Source organism: Pseudomonas sp. KCJK8993 (genome assembly GCF_046230915.1).
GTDB lineage: Bacteria > Pseudomonadota > Gammaproteobacteria > Pseudomonadales > Pseudomonadaceae > Aquipseudomonas > Aquipseudomonas piscis.
Genome location: NZ_JBJJLO010000002.1, coordinates 54,473 through 71,927, shown reverse-complemented (window position 1 = coordinate 71,927; position 17,455 = coordinate 54,473). Strand labels below are relative to the sequence as shown.

Genomic DNA, 17,455 nt, shown 5'->3' with positions numbered 1-17,455 from the left:
GAAGAGCCTTAAATGACCGACTATAAAGCCACGTTAAACCTTCCGGACACCGCCTTCCCAATGAAGGCCGGCCTGCCTCAGCGCGAACCACAGATTCTGCAGCGTTGGGACAGCATTGGCCTGTACGGAAAGTTGCGCGAGATTGGCAAGGATCGTCCCAAGTTCGTTCTGCACGACGGCCCTCCCTATGCCAATGGCAAGATTCACATCGGTCATGCGCTGAACAAGATCCTCAAGGACATGATCGTTCGCTCCAAGACCCTGTCCGGTTTCGACGCGCCCTACGTACCGGGTTGGGACTGCCATGGCCTGCCGATCGAGCACAAGGTCGAAGTGACCCACGGCAAGAATCTGACCTCGGACCAGACCCGCGAGCTGTGCCGTGCCTACGCCTCCGAGCAGATCGAGGGCCAGAAGACCGAGTTCATCCGCCTGGGTGTTCTGGGTGACTGGGACAACCCCTACAAGACCATGAACTTTGCCAACGAGGCCGGCGAAATCCGCGCCCTGGCGGAAATGGTCAAGGGTGGCTTCGTATTCAAGGGGCTCAAGCCAGTGAACTGGTGCTTCGATTGCGGTTCGGCCCTGGCCGAGGCGGAAGTCGAGTATCAGGACAAGAAGTCCGCCACCATCGACGTGGCCTTCCCTGTGGCTGACGAAGACAAGCTGGCCGCCGCCTTTGGCCTGGCCAAGCTGACCAAGCCCGCAGCCATCGTGATCTGGACCACCACCCCGTGGACCATTCCGGCCAACCAGGCGCTGAACATCCACCCGGAGTTCAACTACGCCCTGGTGGACACCGGCGAGCGCCTGTTGGTCCTGGCCGAGGAACTGGTGGCGTCCTGCCTGGCCCGCTACGGCCTGGAAGGTTCGGTGATCGCGACTGCCCCGGGTTCGGCCCTGGAACTGATCAATTTCCGCCATCCGTTCTACGATCGCCTGTCGCCGGTATACCTGGCCGACTACGTGGAGCTGGGCGCCGGTACCGGTGTGGTTCACTCCGCGCCGGCCTACGGTGAAGACGACTTCGTGACCTGCAAACGCTACGGCATGGTCAACGACGACATCCTCAACCCGGTCCAGAGCAATGGTGTGTACGCGCCTTCCCTGGAGTTCTTCGGCGGCCAGTTCATCTGGAAGGCCAACCCGGCCATCGTCGATAAGCTGAGCGAAGTCGGTGCTCTGCTGCACTCCGAGACCATCAGCCACAGCTACATGCACTGTTGGCGTCACAAGACGCCGCTGATCTATCGCGCCACCGCGCAATGGTTCGTGGGCATGGACAAGCAGCCAGTGGCCGGTGACACCTTGCGCGAGCGTGCCCTGCAGGCTATCGAGAGCACCCAGTTCGTGCCGGCCTGGGGCCAGGCCCGCCTGCACTCGATGATCGCCAACCGTCCGGACTGGTGCATTTCCCGCCAACGCAACTGGGGCGTGCCGATCCCGTTCTTCCTGCACAAGGAGACCGGCGAGCTGCATCCACGCACTGTCGAATTGATGGAGGAGGTGGCTCAGCGCGTCGAGAAAGAAGGTATCGAGGCCTGGTTCAAACTGGACGCCGCCGAGCTGATCGGTGACGAAGCTGGCCAGTACGACAAGATCGCCGACACCCTGGACGTCTGGTTCGATTCCGGCACCACCCACTGGCATGTGCTGCGTGGCTCCCACGATATCGGCCACGTCACTGGTCCGCGCGCCGACTTGTACCTGGAAGGCTCCGACCAGCACCGTGGCTGGTTCCACTCTTCCCTGCTCACCGGTTGCGCCATCGACGGCCACGCGCCGTACCGCGAATTGCTGACCCACGGTTTCACCGTGGACGAGAGCGGGCGCAAGATGTCCAAGTCGCTGGGCAATACCATCGAGCCGGAGAAGGTCAACAACACCCTGGGTGCCGATATCATGCGCCTGTGGGTCTCGGCCACCGACTATTCCGGCGAGATGGCGGTATCCGACCAGATCCTGCAACGTAGTGCCGATGCCTACCGGCGGATCCGCAACACTGCGCGTTTCCTGCTCTCCAACCTGAGCGGCTTCAACCCCGCCACCGATCTGCTGCCAGCCGAAGACATGCTGGCCCTGGACCGCTGGGCCGTGGACCGTACCTTGCTGCTGCAGCGTGAGCTGGAATTGCACTACGGTGAGTACCGTTTCTGGAACGTCTACTCCAAGGTGCACAACTTCTGCGTGCAGGAACTGGGCAGCTTTTACCTGGACATCATCAAGGATCGCCAGTACACCACCGGCGCCAACAGCAAGGCCCGTCGCTCCTGCCAGACCGCGCTGTTCCACATCAGCGAAGCGCTGGTGCGCTGGATCGCGCCTATCCTGGCCTTCACCGCCGACGAGCTGTGGCAGTACCTGCCGGGCGAGCGCAATGAGTCGGTGATGCTCAACACCTGGTACGAGGGGCTGAGCGAGCTGCCGGAAGGCTTCGAGCTGGATCGCGCCTACTGGGAGCGGATCATGGCGGTCAAGGGCGCGGTCAACAAGGAGCCTGGGAACCAGCGTGCCGCTAAAGCGGTGGGCGGCAACCTGCCGGCCGAAGTAACGCTGTACGCCGAGGACGGGCTGTCGACCGACCTGGCCAAGCTGGGTAACGAACTGCGCTTCGTGCTGATCACCTCCACCGCCAGTGTCGCGCCCCTGGCGCAGGCTCCAGCGGACGCGGTAGCCACCGAGGTCAGCGGCCTCAAGCTGAAAGTGGTCAAGTCGAGCTTCGCCAAGTGCGCCCGTTGCTGGCACTGCCGCGAAGACGTCGGCGTCCATCCTGAGCATCCTGAAATCTGCGGTCGCTGCGTAGATAACATCAGCGGTGAAGGCGAGGTCCGTCACTATGCCTAATGCCGCAGGCCGTTTCGGTCGTCTGGGCTGGCTGTTGCTGAGCGTGCTGGTCCTGGTCATCGACCAGGCCAGCAAGCTGCACTTCGAAAACTCGTTGACCATGTATCAGCAGATCGTGGTGATTCCCGACTACTTCAGCTGGACCCTGGCCTACAACACCGGTGCCGCCTTCAGCTTCCTGGCCGATGGTTCGGGCTGGCAGCGCTGGCTATTCGCCCTGATCGCCGTCGTGGTCAGTGCGGTGCTGGTGGTCTGGCTCAAGCGCCTGGGGCGTAACGAAACCTGGCTGGCCATCGCCCTGGCCCTGGTGCTCGGTGGTGCCCTGGGCAACCTGTATGACCGCATCGTCCTGGGCCATGTGATCGATTTCATCCTGGTGCACTGGCAGAACCGCTGGTACTTCCCGGCATTCAACTTCGCCGACAGCGCTATTAGCGTCGGTGCCGTAATGCTGGCCCTGGATATGTTCAAGAGTAAGAAAACCGGAGAAACCGTTCATGACTGAACAGGTAATGGCTGGACAACGTATCGGCCAGCACACCGAAGTCACCTTGCATTTCGCATTGCGCCTGGAGAACGGTGACACGGTAGACAGCACTTTCGACAAAGCCCCGGCGACCTTCAAGGTTGGCGATGGCAACCTGCTCCCAGGGTTCGAGGCGGCGCTGTTTGGCTTCAAGGCAGGGGACAAGCGTAACCTGACCATCGAGCCGGAAAACGCCTTTGGCCAGCCAAACCCGCAGAACGTGCAGGTGATCCCCCGTTCGCAGTTCCAGGACATGGAGCTGTCGGAGGGGTTGCTGGTGATTTTCAACGATGCGGCGAACACCGAATTGCCCGGCGTGGTCAAAAGCTTCGATGATGCCCAGGTCACCGTTGACTTCAACCACCCGCTGGCCGGCAAGACCCTGACCTTCGATGTCGAGATCATCGACGTCAAGGCGCTTTAACCGCATCACGGGCAAGCCCGCCCCGGCAAGAACATCGGTGTTCTGGCCGGGGCGGGCTTGCTTGCGATCAACCGCGAAGCGGTTGCCATGATTATTCCTTGCGCGCAAGACACGAGGCACAGCATGCAAATCAAACTCGCCAACCCCCGTGGCTTCTGCGCCGGTGTGGACCGGGCGATCGAAATCGTCAATCGCGCCCTGGAGGTCTTCGGGCCCCCGATCTATGTCCGGCACGAAGTGGTACATAACAAGTTCGTCGTCGAGGACCTGCGCAATCGCGGGGCGATCTTCGTCGAGGAACTGGACCAGGTGCCAGACGATGTCATCGTCATCTTCAGTGCCCACGGCGTGTCCCAGGCTGTACGCAGCGAAGCCGCCGGTCGCGGCCTCAAGGTATTCGACGCTACCTGCCCATTGGTGACCAAGGTGCATATCGAAGTCGCGCGTTACAGCCGCGATGGTCGGGAATGCATCCTCATCGGCCACGCCGGTCACCCGGAGGTCGAAGGCACCATGGGCCAGTACGACGCCAGCAACGGCGGCGCCATCTACCTGGTGGAAGATGAAGACGACGTGGCCAGGCTGCAGGTACGGAATCCCGAGCGGCTGGCCTTCGTGACCCAGACCACCTTGTCCATGGACGACACCAGCCGGGTGATCGACGCCTTGCGTGCGCGCTTCCCGGCCATCGGCGGGCCGCGCAAGGACGATATCTGCTACGCCACGCAAAATCGCCAGGACGCCGTCAAGCAACTGGCCGACGAGTGCGACGTGGTATTGGTAGTGGGTAGCCCTAACAGTTCCAACTCCAATCGCCTGCGTGAGCTGGCCGAGCGCATGTCCACCCCGGCCTATCTCATCGATGGCGCCGAGGACCTGCAACGCAGCTGGTTCGATGGTGTCGAGCGCATCGGTATCACCGCCGGCGCCTCGGCTCCGGAAGTCCTGGTGCGCGGCGTGATCCAGCAGCTGCAAGCCTGGGGCGCCACCGGTGCCGACGAGTTGGCCGGCCGTGAAGAGAACATCACCTTTTCCATGCCCAAGGAACTGCGGGTTCGCTCCCTGCTCTGATCATCCTGCACTCATGCACAGGGCCTGCTCGGCGATGTCGCTGCGCAGGCTGATCCTCCCGCTACGCGACAGCACCACCTGGTGACGGCTGTCTGCCTGGCCTCTCTGGCAGATATGCAGCGTGCCGGCCTGGAAGGCGCCAGTAGGCAACAACGGATTGCCCTGGACGCCGAAGCGCACGAAGTGCTGCACCGGACGATTGCCGATTATCTGCACGTGCCCGGCCTGCCGGCGCTCTACCAGCAGGGGATTCTGCGGGTCGTCAGGCCCCTTGCCGCTGGCATCCAGGATGATTCGCCAACCCTTGCTCCAGTCACCGTCCAGCCCGTGTACCAGGGCCGTGTGACGTTGCAGGATGGCTGCCGCCCGAGCATTGCGCAGGTCGCTGGCGAGGGTTCGAGCAGCATCCAATTGTCGATTCGATTGCAGCAACTGGCCGAGCCCGCTGCCGGACAGAGGCAGCAGGATCGCCAGCAGGGCCAGGGTGATCAAGAGCTCTAGCAAGCTGAAACCTCTCTGTTGCATGGCGTCTCCCTCCTTGGAAACACAACTTCACGCTATCCGTGCACGGCCCTTGGTGATTCAAGGGCTCGTTTGTTATAGCCCGGGCGTTCCCAGGCTAGATGGTCAATTTGCATACAAGGAATTGCCGACCACTGGCACCTGGACCCGGGCCGACCCCAGCAATGTGTTGCCGGGTGTACCAGATAGCGAACTGCGCTCCATTGCCGGCTAACCTCAAGAGGCGGCGAGGCTGACCGGGCCTGGTATGCCGTTCTCCACGGATCGGAGGAGCTTCGGATGAAAGGAGCAGGAAACGAGTTCGGCATGACCCTGATCGAGGTCCTGGTGGCGTTGCTGGTCCTCGCCTTGGGCTTGCTGGGGGCCGCGGCGATACAGCTCAAGGCCTTGCAGTACACCGATAGCGCACGGATGAGTACCCAGGCGAGCTTCATCGCCCATGGCATGCTCGAGCGGATTCGAACCAGCATCCAGCCGGATGCTCTCCAGGCCAAGCCGGGGGAGGCGGCTTCAGGCAGCCTGCGAGCCCAGGACCTGGCGGATTTCGCCAGGGAGGTTGCGAATTTCGCTGGTGTCGATGCCCGGGGCCGCGTCGATGTCGGCCAGGGCCTCTACATCGTTCACATCACTTGGGATGACTCGCGTGCCTCGGGTTCCGGCGAGCGGCCGCGTGAGTTGATGCTTGGCAGCCGGATGGCAATAGCCTCGGATGGGACGCCGTGAACCGTTGGAGCCGGGGTTTCGGCTTGGTGGAAGTAATGATGGCGCTGTCGTTGAGCCTGGTGTTGGTGCTCGGGGCGAGTCGGGTGTTCATGGCGGCCAAGCAGACCTATCTCAGCCAGGGCGCCTCGGCCTACCAGCAAGAGGAGGCGCGTTTCGTCCTGAGCAAGATGCTCCGGGAAATCCGCATGGCTGGATTCTCCGGTTGCCTGAGGAGGGTTCGCGATGCCAGTGAGGGTGGGAGTTTTTCTCGCTTGGCGGCGACGCCAATTCACTGGAGTGACACGGAGCAGAAACTGAGCCTGGTGACCGTCGATGCAGGAGAGGTCGATGGCGCGCCGACCTGGAGCCTGGTCACCGACTGCCGGAAGGAGGCAGTGGTCTATTCGGGGGCTCGGAAAGCAGGGGACGGGCAACAGGTGTTCGCCTTGCGCCGGGTGTCCTACCGCTTCAGGAACCAGCAGTTGCTGTTCGGCACCGGCCTCGAGCAACAACAGATGGTGCTGCTGGACAACGTCCAGTCCTTCGACATCGGTTTTGGCCTGGCCCGCTCGGCTACGGACAGTGCCCTGGCAGGCTATGGCCGTCAGCCTGGCGACCCCGCATTGATCCTCAGCGTACGGCTGCGCCTGACCCTGGGCGACCCGAGTGGTGCCGTCCGGCCCCAGGGGTTTACCCTCGTGGCGGCCTTGCGCAACAGGTTGTCCTGATGCAATCGCTTCCCGGTTTGCGCTTCGAACGAGGCATGGCGTTGCTGGCCAGCCTGTTGTTCCTGTCGCTATTGACGATGATCGGTGTGTCAGCCATGCAGAACGCCACCCTGCAGGAGCGGATGGCCGCCAGCCTGGCCCAGCAGCATCGTGCCTTTGAGGCCGCCGAGACGGCATTGCGCCTGGGCGAGGCGCAAGTGCGCAAGGGGATCTCCTGGCCGGCATGTGCCACGCCAGTGCAGTGCGCTCCCCCTGGCGAGTCGTCATGGGTGGTCGATGCTGGCTGGAACGCAATTTCCGGAGTGCGTTGGGTGGCAACGGTCGATGGTTACTACGCGGTGCAGAACCTGGGGCTCGTCAAGGGGGCGGTCCGATTGCCCGAGGAGGTCACGGCCACCCTGTATCGAGTGACGGCCATCGGCCTGGCGGGCCAGGCACGCAGCGTGCTGGAAAGCATCTATGCCAAATACTGACGCGGATCGCGGACGTTGGCGCAGCAGCCTGCTGGCCCTGGGCGGCCTGCTGTGGGTGCTGTGCCCAGCGACTACTATCCAGGCGCTGGCTGATGACCTGGTGACGGCGCAAGGGATGACGCTGTTGTCGCCCCAGGAACCGGAGGCTTGCTGCGGCAATATCGATGGCGGGAATTTGCCCGATGCACCTGTATTCGGCGGTAAGATGCTCGGCGCCCCGATGCCGGCCCCCTCTGACAACCTCTCCCAGGAGACTGAGGACGGCACTATCGAGCTCCCTATGCAGCGCCCCGGTGCCGGTGGCCGGCGCATCCTGTGGCGACAAATCCAGTAAGCGAGATTCTTGACCATGCGCAGATCCAACCAAGGTCTTACCCTGATCGAAATCATGATCGTGATTGCGATCATCGGTCTGGTCCTCACCTTGAGCCTTCCCAGCATCACCGAGTACATGAGGAAGCCGCACCGCAGTGAGGTCACTGTGCTGCTCACCGAGCAGGCACAGCTACTCGAGCGCCATCATGCCACGGCGGGGCTCTACAGCAATGCATCCGGCCTGAGCACGGGCAATGATTACTACAGCCTCAGCGCAACCCTGACCGACAGCGGATTCTCGCTCACGGCGGTGCCCAAGGCCGATGGCCTGATGGCGACCGACAAGTGCGGCAGCTTCACCCTCGACCAGGCCGGTGCCATCGGCCTGGCAGGCCAGGCCGATGGGGTGACGACCAAGGACTGCTGGGGCCGCTGAGTACCTGCTTCGGGAGCCCAGGCGCCCACTGTCTTTCTCATTGACTGGAACCATCTATGGCTAAGCAACAGCAAGTGCTGGTGATCGGAGGCGGAGTGATCGGCCTGCTCACCGCCTACAACCTGGCCTCCAAGGGGCAGCAAGTGCGGCTCTTGGAGCGCTCTGACCTGGGGCGTGAGTCTTCCTGGGCCGGTGGCGGGATCGTTTCCCCGCTCTATCCCTGGCGTTACAGTCCAGCAGTCACCGCACTGGCCCACTGGTCGCAGGATTTCTATCCGCAGCTTGCAAGGCAGCTGTTCAGCGATACCGGGATCGACCCCGAGGTGCATACCACCGGCCTCTACTGGCTGGACCTGGAAGACCAGGCCCTGGCCCTGGAGTGGGCGCGGCGTGAAGGACGCCCGTTGAGCCAGGTGGACATCAGCGCCGTACATGATGCGGTGCCGGTGCTCGGGAGCGGCTATCAGCAGGCGATCTACATGGCCAATGTGGCCAATGTGCGTAACCCGCGCCTGGTCAAGTCCCTCAAGGCGGCATTGCAGGCCCTGCCCAATGTGCATATCGACGAGCAATGCCAGGTCACGGGGTTTATCCGGGATGGGCAGCGAGTGGTGGGCGTGCACAGCGCCCTGGGCGAGTTGAGGGCGGACCAGGTGGTGCTTTGTGCCGGGGCCTGGAGCGGCGAGTTGCTGTCCAGCCTGGGGCTGGCGTTGCCGGTGGAACCGGTCAAGGGGCAGATGATCCTGTACAAGTGCGCCGCCGACTTCTTGTCCTGCATGGTCCTGGCCAAGGGACGCTATGCGATTCCCCGGCGTGATGGGCATATCCTGGTGGGCAGTACCCTGGAGCATGAAGGTTTCGACAAGACTCCGACCGCTTCTGCCCTGGATAGCCTCAAGGCCTCGGCCGTCGAGCTGATCCCGGCCCTGGCGGATGCAGAGGTGGTTGGGCATTGGGCGGGCTTGCGCCCGGGCTCTCCCGAAGGCATTCCCTACATCGGACAGGTTCCCGGATTCGACGGTTTGTGGCTCAACTGCGGGCATTACCGTAACGGCCTGGTGTTGGCGCCGGCCTCCTGTCAATTGTTCTGCGACCTGTTGTTGGGCAACCAGCCGATCGTCGATCCACAGCCATATGCTCCTGCCAGACGCATCGAGGCGCGCTTCTAGTCCAGCCCCAGTTTCTTCAAGCGATAACGCATCGAGCGAAACGACAGGCCCAGCCGGCGAGCCGCCTCCGTGCGGTTCCAACGGCATGCTTCCAGTGCCTGGAGCAGCAACTGGCGTTCCACCTGTTGCAGGTGCCGCGCCAGGTCGAACGCGATCGCGGCGGGGGGCAAGAAACTTTCCGCTTGGCTGGCGCAGGGCAAGCCGAGGTCCGCCACTTCTATCCATTGTCCTTCGCGGAAAATCTGTGCCCGTTCCAGCAGGTTTTCCAGTTCTCGCACATTGCCGGGAAAATCGTGGGCCTCCAGCGCCAGCAGCGCTTCCGAGCTCAGCTGGGCTACCGTCTGGCCGCTGTCGACGGCCAGGCGCTGCAGGATATGCCGGGCCAACAGGCTGATATCGGCGTGGCGCTCGCGCAGGGGCGGAACCCGCAGTTCGATGACATTCACGCGATAGTACAGATCCTGGCGGAAGCGCCCGGCCTCCACCTGCTGCTTCAAGTCCTGGTGGGTAGCACACAGAATCCTGAGGTCCACCGCTTCCTCTGTCTGGCTGCCCACCGCCCGCACAGACCTTTCCTGCAAGGCGCGTAAGAGTTTCACCTGCATGGCCAGCGGCAGCTCGGCTACTTCGTCGAGGAACAGGGTACCGCCCTGTGCGGCCAGGAACAGCCCGGGCTGGTCCGCCAGGGCCCCACTGAAACTGCCTTTGCGGTGCCCGAAGAATTCGCTTTCCATCAACTCCGAAGGGATGGCTCCGCAGTTGACCGCAATGAATGGTCGCCGGGCCCTGGGGCTCAGGTCGTGGATCAGGCGGGCGACCCGTTCCTTACCGCTACCGGACTCGCCGCTGATGTAGACCGCTGCCTGGCTGGGCGCCAGCTTGGCGATCTGGCGGCGCAGGGCTGCCATGGGAGGTGAGTTGCCCAGTAGTTGCTTGCTTGCCGGGTTTTCGCGGGGCACAGGTGGCTTGAGTCGGTTGCCGACCAGTTCTCTTAGATGTTTGAGATCCAGGGGTTTGTGCAACAGATCGCAGGCCCCGGCCTGCAAGGCGCTGGCAGCGGCCTGCTGGCTGGCGTCGTCACTGAGTACGGCCACGGGAATACGGGAATGGTCCTGGCGGATATGCTTCAGCAGTTCCAGGCCGCTGCCGTCCGGCAGATGCAGGTTGGTCAGGCACAGGTCGAAACGATTGTGCCTCAGGTGGTCGCGGGCTTCTTGCAAGGTGCGTGCGCTGCGGGTGTGCAGGCGCATCCGGCCAAGGGTGATTTCCACAAGGGCGCGTACTTCCTTGGCCCCATCGACCACCAGGACCGTTTGCGGTGGATTCATGACAGTGCGCTTTCATCCATGAAGAATGGGTAGCCGGCGTATCGCCAGGCCGAGAGTTGAAGTCTAGGCCCGCTAGGCAAGAGCGGCAGGGCAGCGGTGGAAGTGGTGGCGCCGGTTCGGGGCTCGGGCCTGCTCGGGAGGCAGCAGAGCCACTGGATCCGGGGGCTGGGGGGATTAGCCCAACGGCTTGGAGGGCGGAGGTTTTTTGTCGCCAATTATGGCGATGGGGCGATTGCCCTGTGCCGCCAGGCACAGGGCGGGGGCGATCAGCGGTTCTGGCTGCCGGGGCCTTGTTCCAGGTGGGCCTGGCTGCAATACCACTGCTGCGCCAGGCCCAGGGCCCGGTCCTGGGGCAGGTGTACGCCGCAGTGAGCGCAGCGCACCATGGGCGTGCTACTCGGCTCAGCGGAGGGGCGGGGAGCCGAGGCCGGGCGTTTGAATTTGCGCCAGAACCATACCGCAGCGGCAATCAGGGCGATCCAGAACAGTAGACGAACCATGGCATCCAGTTTCTTGAGGAAAGATGCGGCAGTTTAGCCAAGCGCCCGCCGGCCGCACAGGCCCCCAGGATTACAGGCATGAAAAAGGGAGACTTGAAGTCTCCCTTTCTTGGATAGGCTGCTGCTGATCAGTCGAATACGCCGAAGGTCATGTAGCTGAACCAGGAGCGGTCTTCGTTGTTGCCTGCGGCTTGGTGATTTTCTTCCTCGATCACTTCGCCGTTGCTGTCCTTGGGCTTGAGCTCCTCGGGGATCGCATCCTTGGCATCCTGGTACTGCTTCATGATGTCCTGGTTGGCGCGGGTTTCTCCCGGCGGCAGCGGCGGACGGGATTCGATCAGGCCCAGGGTGGCCTTGCTCAGCCAGGAGCGGTTGTCGGCCTCGGCTACCCGCGGCACGAACTGGCCGTCCACCAGGCTGGGGTGGTCAGGGTAGTTGAGCTTGAGGGTTTCCAGGCTGGTGGCTGCCAGTTCATCCAGGTGCAGGCGCTGGTAGGCCTCGGTCATGACCGCCAGGCCGTCGCCTACCGATGGGGTTTCCTGGAAGTTCTCCACCACGTAGCGCCCACGGTTGGCGGCGGCGACATAGGCCTGGCGGGTGAGGTAGTAGTCGGCTACGTGGATTTCATAGGAAGCCAGCAGGTTGCGCAGGTAGATCATGCGCTGCTTGGCATCCGGGGCGTAGCGGCTGTTCGGGTAGCGGCTGGTGAGCTGGGCGAATTCGTTGTAGGAGTCGCGGGCGGCACCCGGGTCGCGCTTGGTCATGTCCAGCGGCAGGAAGCGCGCCAGCAGGCCGACGTCCTGGTCGAACGAGGTCAAGCCCTTGAGGTAGTAGGCGTAGTCGACGTTCGGGTGCTGTGGGTGCAAGCGAATGAAACGCTCGGCAGCCGACTTGGCGGCTTCCGGCTCGGCATTCTTGTAGTTGGCATAGATCAGCTCGAGCTGCGCCTGGTCGGCGTAGCGACCGAAGGGGTAGCGCGATTCCAGGGCCTTGAGCTTGGCGGTGGCGCTGGTGTAGCTATGGTTGTCCAGGTCGGTCTGCGCCTGCTGGTACAGCTCGACTTCGCTCAGGTTTTCGTCAACGACTTCCTTCGATGAGCAAGCAGCGGTCAGTGCGAGGATGGCGATCAGCAGCAGGTGTTTCACTTGCATAGCGGCTTGCGTCCCTATGACGGCCGCTGTCTTGGGCGGGGCCGTCCTGTTATGATGAGCGCCCCGTTGAGAGCCTCGGGGCAAAAGACGCCGTATTTAACCACAAGCGTGCAGCCGAAACCAAAGGCTGTGCCGACCCCCAGTCCGAGCATGTCCGATAAAATAGAACTTCGCGCAGAGGTGCCGTCCGAACTGGGCGGTCAACGCCTCGATCAAGTCGCCGCCCAATTATTCGCCGAGCATTCACGCTCGCGCCTTTCCGCCTGGATCAAGGACGGTCGCCTGACGGTGGACGGAGTGGTGCTGCGTCCCCGTGACATTGTGCATGGTGGCTCCGTCCTCGAGCTGACCGCCGAACAGGAAGCCCAGGGTGAGTGGGTTGCCCAGGACATCGAGCTGGACATCGTCTACGAAGACGACGACATCCTGGTGATCAACAAACCGGCGGGCCTGGTGGTGCACCCGGCTGCCGGCCATGCTGATGGCACCTTGCTCAATGCGCTGCTGCATCATGTTCCCGACATCGTCAATGTGCCGCGGGCGGGCATTGTCCATCGCCTGGACAAGGACACCACCGGCCTGATGGTGGTGGCCAAGACCATCCAGGCGCAGACGCAACTGGTGGCTCAGTTGCAGAGCCGCACCGTCAGCCGCATATATGAATGCATCGTGATCGGCGTGGTGACCGCAGGCGGCAAGATCAATGCCCCCATCGGTCGCCATGGCCAGCAGCGCCAGCGCATGGCGGTGATGGAAGGTGGCAAGCCGGCCGTCAGCCATTACCGGGTGTTGGAGCGCTTCCGCTCCCATACTCATGTGCGGGTCAAGCTGGAAACCGGGCGTACCCACCAGATTCGGGTGCACATGGCCCACATCAATTTCCCGTTGGTGGGCGATCCGGCGTACGGCGGTCGCTTCCGTATCCCTCCGGCCGCCAGCCCGACCATGGTCGATTCGCTGAAGAACTTCCCGCGCCAGGCGCTTCATGCGCGCTTCCTGGAGCTGGACCACCCGACCACCGGCAAGCGCATGAGCTGGGAGTCGCCGTTGCCGGAAGACTTCGTCTGGCTACTGTCGCTGCTCAAGCAAGACCGTGAGGCGTTCATCGGATGAATGACTGGCTGATTCCTGACTGGCCCGCGCCGGCCGGGGTCAAGTCCTGTGTCACCACCCGCAGCGGTGGCGCCAGCCTGGCGCCGTTCGACAGCCTCAACCTCGGTGATCACGTCGATGACCAACCCGAAGCGGTCGCCGAGAACCGGCGTCGCCTCACCGAGCGGTTCTCCATCGCTCCGGCCTGGTTGCAGCAGGTGCATGGGGTCGCGGTGGCCCACGCCGATCCCGCCGTGGTTGCAACCGCTGATGCCAGCTGGTCCGCCACGCCGGGCGTTGCCTGCGCGGTGATGACCGCCGACTGCCTGCCGGCGCTGTTCTGTAACCGTGCCGGGACCCGGGTCGCGGCCGCCCATGCCGGTTGGCGCGGGCTGGCTGCCGGAGTGCTGGAAGCCACGCTCGACCACCTCGACGTGCCCGCCGACCAGGTCCTGGTGTGGTTGGGGCCGGCGATAGGTCCACAGCGTTTCGAAGTGGGCGCCGAAGTGCGCGAGGCGTTCGTCACCCAGTTGGCCGAGGCCGGGCAGGCCTTTGTCCCGAGCATCAATGCCGGGCGTTTCATGGCCGATATCTACCAGTTGGCACGCCTGCGCCTGGCGGCCCGTGGTGTCACCGCTGTTTATGGCGGTGGTTACTGCACTGTCAGCGACCCGCGTTTCTTCTCCTATAGGCGCAATCCGCGTACCGGGCGTTTCGCCTCCCTCGTCTGGCTCGAGCGCTAGACTAATCTGACTTGCGTCAAGCAGCTGACGCTTGAATCTCCCAGAATCGACCGCATCTAGGGAATCATCTGGCAGGTTTCTCTATTTAGGTGTGTCCATCGCTCCGGCCTGCTCAAAAGGAAGGTGACTAATGCGTATAGACCGATTGACCAGCAAGCTCCAGCTGGCTTTATCCGATTCCCAATCCCTGGCGGTAGGCCTCGACCACCCGGCCATCGAACCGGCGCACCTGATGCAGGCCCTGCTTGAACAACAAGGTGGCTCCATCAAGCCCCTGCTGATGCAAGTGGGTTTCGACGTCAACAGCCTGCGCAAGGAACTGAGCAAAGAGCTCGACAAACTGCCGAAGATCCAGAACCCCACTGGCGACGTGAACATGTCCCAGGACCTGGCGCGCCTGCTCAACCAGGCCGATCGCCTGGCCCAGCAGAAAGGCGACCAGTTCATTTCCAGTGAACTGGTGCTGCTGGCGGCCATGGATGAAAACAGCAAGCTCGGCAAACTGCTGCTGGGCCAGGGCGTGAGCAAGAAGGCCCTGGAAAACGCCATCAATAACCTGCGCGGCGGCGAGGCGGTGAATGACGCCAACGTCGAGGAGTCGCGCCAGGCACTGGATAAGTACACCGTCGACCTGACCAAGCGTGCCGAGGACGGCAAGCTCGATCCAGTGATCGGTCGTGACGACGAGATTCGCCGCACCATCCAGGTACTGCAGCGTCGTACCAAGAACAACCCGGTGCTGATCGGCGAGCCTGGCGTGGGCAAGACCGCCATTGCCGAGGGCCTGGCCCAGCGGATTATTAATGGCGAGGTGCCCGACGGCCTGAAGGGCAAGCGCCTGCTGGCGCTGGATATGGGCGCGCTGATCGCTGGCGCCAAGTACCGCGGTGAGTTCGAGGAGCGCCTCAAGTCGCTGCTCAACGAATTGGCGAAGCAGGAAGGGCAGATCATCCTGTTCATCGACGAACTGCATACCATGGTCGGCGCCGGCAAGGGCGAGGGTGCCATGGATGCCGGTAACATGCTCAAGCCGGCCCTGGCCCGTGGCGAGCTGCACTGCGTGGGCGCCACGACGCTCAACGAATACCGCCAGTACATCGAGAAAGACGCCGCTCTGGAACGCCGCTTCCAGAAAGTACTGGTGGAGGAGCCGAGCGAGGAGGACACCATTGCTATCCTGCGTGGCTTGAAAGAGCGCTATGAAGTGCACCACAAGGTAGCGATCACCGACGGTGCGATCATCGCCGCGGCCAAGCTCAGCCACCGCTATATCACCGATCGCCAGTTGCCGGACAAGGCCATCGACCTGATCGACGAAGCGGCCAGCCGTATCCGCATGGAGATCGATTCCAAGCCGGAAGTGCTCGATCGCCTTGACCGCCGCCTGATCCAGTTGAAGGTGGAGTCCCAGGCGTTGAAGAAGGAAGAAGACGACGCAGCGAAGAAGCGTCTGGAAAAACTGACCGAGGAAATCGAGCGCCTGGAGCGTGAGTACTCCGACCTCGAAGAGATCTGGGCCTCTGAAAAGGCTGAGGTGCAGGGCTCGGCGCAGATCCAGCAAAAGATCGAGCAAGCTCGCCAGGAGCTGGAAGCTGCGCGGCGCAAGGGCGACCTCAACCGCATGGCCGAGTTGCAGTACGGAGTGATCCCGGATCTGGAGCGTAGCCTGCAGATGGTCGATCAGCATGGCAAGACCGAGAACCAGCTGCTGCGCAATAAGGTGACCGAGGAAGAAATTGCCGAGGTGGTGTCCAAGTGGACCGGCATTCCTGTGTCGAAAATGCTCGAGGGCGAGCGCGATAAGCTGTTGAAGATGGAAAGCCTGCTGCATCAGCGAGTCATTGGCCAACATGAAGCCGTGGTGGCGGTATCCAATGCCGTGCGCCGCTCCCGTGCTGGCCTGGCGGACCCGAACCGGCCAAGCGGTTCGTTCATGTTCCTCGGCCCGACCGGGGTGGGCAAGACCGAGCTGTGCAAGGCTCTGGCGGAATTTCTCTTCGACACTGAAGAGGCCATGGTACGGATCGACATGTCCGAATTCATGGAGAAACACTCCGTGGCTCGCCTGATCGGCGCGCCTCCGGGTTATGTCGGTTACGAGGAAGGCGGTTACCTGACGGAAGCCGTACGTCGCAAACCGTATTCGGTGATCCTGCTGGATGAGGTGGAGAAGGCACACCCGGATGTGTTCAACATTCTGCTGCAGGTCCTGGAGGACGGACGTTTGACGGACAGCCATGGGCGTACGGTGGACTTCCGCAATACCGTGATCGTCATGACTTCCAATCTGGGCTCGGCGCAGATTCAGGAGCTGGTGGGCGACCGCGAGGCCCAGCGCGCTGCGGTGATGGATGCGGTCTCCACTCACTTCCGGCCGGAATTCATCAATCGGGTCGACGAAGTGGTGATCTTCGAGCCGCTGGCCCGGGATCAGATCGCTGGTATCACCCAGATCCAGTTGGGGCGTCTGCGCAGTCGTCTGGCGGAACGCGAATTGCGTCTGGAACTGAGCGATGAAGCCTTGGACAAGCTGATCGCCGTGGGTTACGACCCTGTATACGGTGCCCGGCCGCTGAAACGGGCGATCCAGCGCTGGATCGAGAACCCGTTGGCCCAGTTGATCCTGTCCGGCGGTTTCCTGCCTGGCAGCACCATCACGGCGGTGGTGCAGGACGACGAGATCGTCTTCAACTGATCGCTGGTAGCCTGAAATCGAAGAGGCCTCGCATTGCGAGGCCTTTTTTTTTTCACTAGGGCGTTGAACTGTAAGGAAAAGGCTTGTAAAGTGCGCCCCGCAGTCAGTCACCCCTCAGGTTTTTTCTGCTGCAGAAGAAACCGGCAATGAAGTCGCAAATCATTGTCTTAAAAGCAATTTAGGGGGTTGACAGAGGTTTTAAAGATTGTAAAATGGCGCGCCTCAGAGACGTGAACGTAGCGATACGCAGAAGGTCGAAGAGGATGAAGCAACACGTTGTAGCTTGAAGTCATCAGTTCCGTGATAGCTCAGTCGGTAGAGCAAATGACTGTTAATCATTGGGTCCCAGGTTCGAGTCCTGGTCACGGAGCCAACTTCAAATCGGGGTATAGCGCAGTCCGGTAGCGCGCCTGCTTTGGGAGCAGGATGTCAGGAGTTCGAATCCCCTTACCCCGACCATATTTGGGTCGTTAGCTCAGTTGGTAGAGCAGTTGGCTTTTAACCAATTGGTCGTAGGTTCGAATCCTACACGACCCACCATTTTTGAAACCAGTTCGCTGGAATCAAATCTTAAGAGCAGAAGCCAAAAGCGCTGTTCGCAGAAGGCGCCTCTTGAAGGTGCCTTTTTTTTACCGGGGTATAGCGCAGTCCGGTAGCGCGCCTGCTTTGGGAGCAGGATGTCAGGAGTTCGAATCCCCTTACCCCGACCATATTCACGAAGAAGGGCACCTCAATG

Annotated in this window: 17 protein-coding genes and 4 tRNA genes; 17 read left to right on the top strand and 4 right to left on the bottom strand. The window is 62.3% G+C overall.

Annotated features, from left to right (window positions below; translation table 11 throughout):
* Positions 1-12 precede the first annotated feature (12 nt).
* From ileS to ispH, 4 genes are all read left to right on the top strand, one after another.
* Positions 13-2,844, top strand: a complete 2,832-nt coding sequence (gene ileS / locus ACK6AU_RS01395) for an isoleucine--tRNA ligase (RefSeq protein WP_409297347.1) — start codon at positions 13-15, stop codon at positions 2,842-2,844.
* A complete protein-coding gene (gene lspA / locus ACK6AU_RS01390; RefSeq protein WP_185698369.1) occupies positions 2,837-3,349 on the top strand; it encodes a signal peptidase II in 513 nt (170 codons plus the stop codon). The genes ileS and lspA overlap by 8 nt, the downstream gene beginning before the upstream one ends.
* Complete coding sequence (gene fkpB / locus ACK6AU_RS01385) at positions 3,342-3,794, top strand: FKBP-type peptidyl-prolyl cis-trans isomerase (protein WP_185698370.1); 453 nt, start codon at positions 3,342-3,344, stop codon at positions 3,792-3,794. Before lspA ends, fkpB begins: the two co-directional genes overlap by 8 nt.
* A 123-nt stretch (positions 3,795-3,917) precedes the next feature.
* Positions 3,918-4,865, top strand: a complete 948-nt coding sequence (gene ispH / locus ACK6AU_RS01380; protein WP_185698371.1) for a 4-hydroxy-3-methylbut-2-enyl diphosphate reductase — start codon at positions 3,918-3,920, stop codon at positions 4,863-4,865.
* Here the strand turns inward: ispH and ACK6AU_RS01375 are convergent, their stop codons facing one another.
* Complete coding sequence (locus ACK6AU_RS01375) at positions 4,866-5,390, bottom strand: GspH/FimT family protein (RefSeq protein WP_185698372.1); 525 nt, start codon at positions 5,388-5,390, stop codon at positions 4,866-4,868.
* 276 nt (positions 5,391-5,666) lie between these two features.
* On the opposite strand from ACK6AU_RS01375, the gene pilV reads away from it, so the two are divergent.
* From pilV to thiO, 6 genes are read left to right on the top strand one after another with little or no spacing between them, the layout of a single operon-like run.
* Positions 5,667-6,110: a type IV pilus modification protein PilV gene (pilV, locus tag ACK6AU_RS01370; protein ID WP_409297344.1), complete on the top strand. Its 444-nt coding sequence runs from the start codon at positions 5,667-5,669 to the stop codon at positions 6,108-6,110.
* Positions 6,107-6,817: a PilW family protein gene (locus ACK6AU_RS01365; RefSeq protein ID WP_185698373.1), complete on the top strand. Its 711-nt coding sequence runs from the start codon at positions 6,107-6,109 to the stop codon at positions 6,815-6,817. The genes pilV and ACK6AU_RS01365 overlap by 4 nt, the downstream gene beginning before the upstream one ends.
* On the top strand, positions 6,817-7,290 hold the full coding sequence (locus tag ACK6AU_RS01360; protein ID WP_260497940.1) for a PilX N-terminal domain-containing pilus assembly protein: 474 nt from the start codon (positions 6,817-6,819) through the stop codon (positions 7,288-7,290). Before ACK6AU_RS01365 ends, ACK6AU_RS01360 begins: the two co-directional genes overlap by 1 nt.
* Positions 7,277-7,624: a hypothetical protein gene (locus tag ACK6AU_RS01355; RefSeq protein ID WP_185698374.1), complete on the top strand. Its 348-nt coding sequence runs from the start codon at positions 7,277-7,279 to the stop codon at positions 7,622-7,624. The genes ACK6AU_RS01360 and ACK6AU_RS01355 overlap by 14 nt, the downstream gene beginning before the upstream one ends.
* Positions 7,625-7,639: 15 nt before the next feature.
* Positions 7,640-8,041: a type IV pilin protein gene (locus ACK6AU_RS01350; protein WP_185698375.1), complete on the top strand. Its 402-nt coding sequence runs from the start codon at positions 7,640-7,642 to the stop codon at positions 8,039-8,041.
* A 56-nt stretch (positions 8,042-8,097) separates the two neighbouring features.
* Positions 8,098-9,210 (top strand): glycine oxidase ThiO, encoded by a 1,113-nt coding sequence (gene thiO / locus ACK6AU_RS01345; protein ID WP_185698376.1) that lies wholly within the window; start codon positions 8,098-8,100, stop codon positions 9,208-9,210.
* Here thiO and ACK6AU_RS01340 read toward each other — a convergent pair.
* The 3 genes from ACK6AU_RS01340 to ACK6AU_RS01330 form a co-directional block, all read right to left on the bottom strand.
* The gene (locus ACK6AU_RS01340) at positions 9,207-10,538 is read right to left on the bottom strand and encodes a sigma-54-dependent transcriptional regulator (RefSeq protein ID WP_409297341.1); all 1,332 of its coding nucleotides are present in this window, start codon (positions 10,536-10,538) and stop codon (positions 9,207-9,209) included. The genes thiO and ACK6AU_RS01340 overlap by 4 nt on opposite strands.
* 266 nt (positions 10,539-10,804) lie before the next feature.
* Positions 10,805-11,038, bottom strand: a complete 234-nt coding sequence (locus tag ACK6AU_RS01335; RefSeq protein WP_409297339.1) for a PP0621 family protein — start codon at positions 11,036-11,038, stop codon at positions 10,805-10,807.
* 128 nt (positions 11,039-11,166) lie between these two features.
* A complete protein-coding gene (locus tag ACK6AU_RS01330; RefSeq protein WP_185698379.1) occupies positions 11,167-12,189 on the bottom strand; it encodes an outer membrane protein assembly factor BamD in 1,023 nt (340 codons plus the stop codon).
* A 150-nt stretch (positions 12,190-12,339) separates the two neighbouring features.
* On the opposite strand from ACK6AU_RS01330, the gene rluD reads away from it, so the two are divergent.
* The 7 genes from rluD to ACK6AU_RS01295 all read left to right on the top strand — a co-directional run bounded on the left by rluD (position 12,340) and on the right by ACK6AU_RS01295 (position 17,429).
* Positions 12,340-13,302 (top strand): 23S rRNA pseudouridine(1911/1915/1917) synthase RluD, encoded by a 963-nt coding sequence (gene rluD / locus ACK6AU_RS01325; RefSeq protein WP_409297336.1) that lies wholly within the window; start codon positions 12,340-12,342, stop codon positions 13,300-13,302.
* On the top strand, positions 13,299-14,024 hold the full coding sequence (gene pgeF, locus ACK6AU_RS01320) for a peptidoglycan editing factor PgeF (protein ID WP_409297334.1): 726 nt from the start codon (positions 13,299-13,301) through the stop codon (positions 14,022-14,024). Before rluD ends, pgeF begins: the two co-directional genes overlap by 4 nt.
* 130 nt (positions 14,025-14,154) lie before the next feature.
* The gene (gene clpB / locus ACK6AU_RS01315; RefSeq protein ID WP_185698382.1) at positions 14,155-16,719 is read left to right on the top strand and encodes an ATP-dependent chaperone ClpB; all 2,565 of its coding nucleotides are present in this window, start codon (positions 14,155-14,157) and stop codon (positions 16,717-16,719) included.
* A gap of 297 nt (positions 16,720-17,016) precedes the next feature.
* Positions 17,017-17,092 (top strand) — tRNA-Asn (locus tag ACK6AU_RS01310).
* A 9-nt stretch (positions 17,093-17,101) separates the two neighbouring features.
* Positions 17,102-17,178: transfer RNA gene (locus ACK6AU_RS01305), tRNA-Pro, on the top strand.
* A 5-nt stretch (positions 17,179-17,183) separates the two neighbouring features.
* A tRNA-Lys gene (locus tag ACK6AU_RS01300) sits at positions 17,184-17,259 on the top strand.
* 93 nt (positions 17,260-17,352) lie between these two features.
* Positions 17,353-17,429, top strand: a tRNA-Pro gene (locus ACK6AU_RS01295).
* Positions 17,430-17,455 lie beyond the last annotated feature (26 nt).

Bases quoted from the DNA above. Each gene is read 5' to 3' on its own strand.
- ileS (WP_409297347.1), top strand. From the start codon at position 13: ATGACCGACTATAAAGCCACGTTAAACCTTCCGGACACCGCCTTCCCA.
- lspA (WP_185698369.1), top strand. From the start codon at position 2,837: ATGCCTAATGCCGCAGGCCGTTTCGGTCGTCTGGGCTGGCTGTTGCTG.
- fkpB (WP_185698370.1), top strand. From the start codon at position 3,342: ATGACTGAACAGGTAATGGCTGGACAACGTATCGGCCAGCACACCGAA.
- ispH (WP_185698371.1), top strand. From the start codon at position 3,918: ATGCAAATCAAACTCGCCAACCCCCGTGGCTTCTGCGCCGGTGTGGAC.
- ACK6AU_RS01375 (WP_185698372.1), bottom strand. From the start codon at position 5,390: ATGCAACAGAGAGGTTTCAGCTTGCTAGAGCTCTTGATCACCCTGGCC.
- pilV (WP_409297344.1), top strand. From the start codon at position 5,667: ATGAAAGGAGCAGGAAACGAGTTCGGCATGACCCTGATCGAGGTCCTG.
- ACK6AU_RS01360 (WP_260497940.1), top strand. From the start codon at position 6,817: ATGCAATCGCTTCCCGGTTTGCGCTTCGAACGAGGCATGGCGTTGCTG.
- ACK6AU_RS01355 (WP_185698374.1), top strand. From the start codon at position 7,277: ATGCCAAATACTGACGCGGATCGCGGACGTTGGCGCAGCAGCCTGCTG.
- ACK6AU_RS01350 (WP_185698375.1), top strand. From the start codon at position 7,640: ATGCGCAGATCCAACCAAGGTCTTACCCTGATCGAAATCATGATCGTG.
- thiO (WP_185698376.1), top strand. From the start codon at position 8,098: ATGGCTAAGCAACAGCAAGTGCTGGTGATCGGAGGCGGAGTGATCGGC.
- ACK6AU_RS01340 (WP_409297341.1), bottom strand. From the start codon at position 10,538: ATGAATCCACCGCAAACGGTCCTGGTGGTCGATGGGGCCAAGGAAGTA.
- ACK6AU_RS01335 (WP_409297339.1), bottom strand. From the start codon at position 11,038: ATGGTTCGTCTACTGTTCTGGATCGCCCTGATTGCCGCTGCGGTATGG.
- ACK6AU_RS01330 (WP_185698379.1), bottom strand. From the start codon at position 12,189: ATGCAAGTGAAACACCTGCTGCTGATCGCCATCCTCGCACTGACCGCT.
- rluD (WP_409297336.1), top strand. From the start codon at position 12,340: ATGTCCGATAAAATAGAACTTCGCGCAGAGGTGCCGTCCGAACTGGGC.
- pgeF (WP_409297334.1), top strand. From the start codon at position 13,299: ATGAATGACTGGCTGATTCCTGACTGGCCCGCGCCGGCCGGGGTCAAG.
- clpB (WP_185698382.1), top strand. From the start codon at position 14,155: ATGCGTATAGACCGATTGACCAGCAAGCTCCAGCTGGCTTTATCCGAT.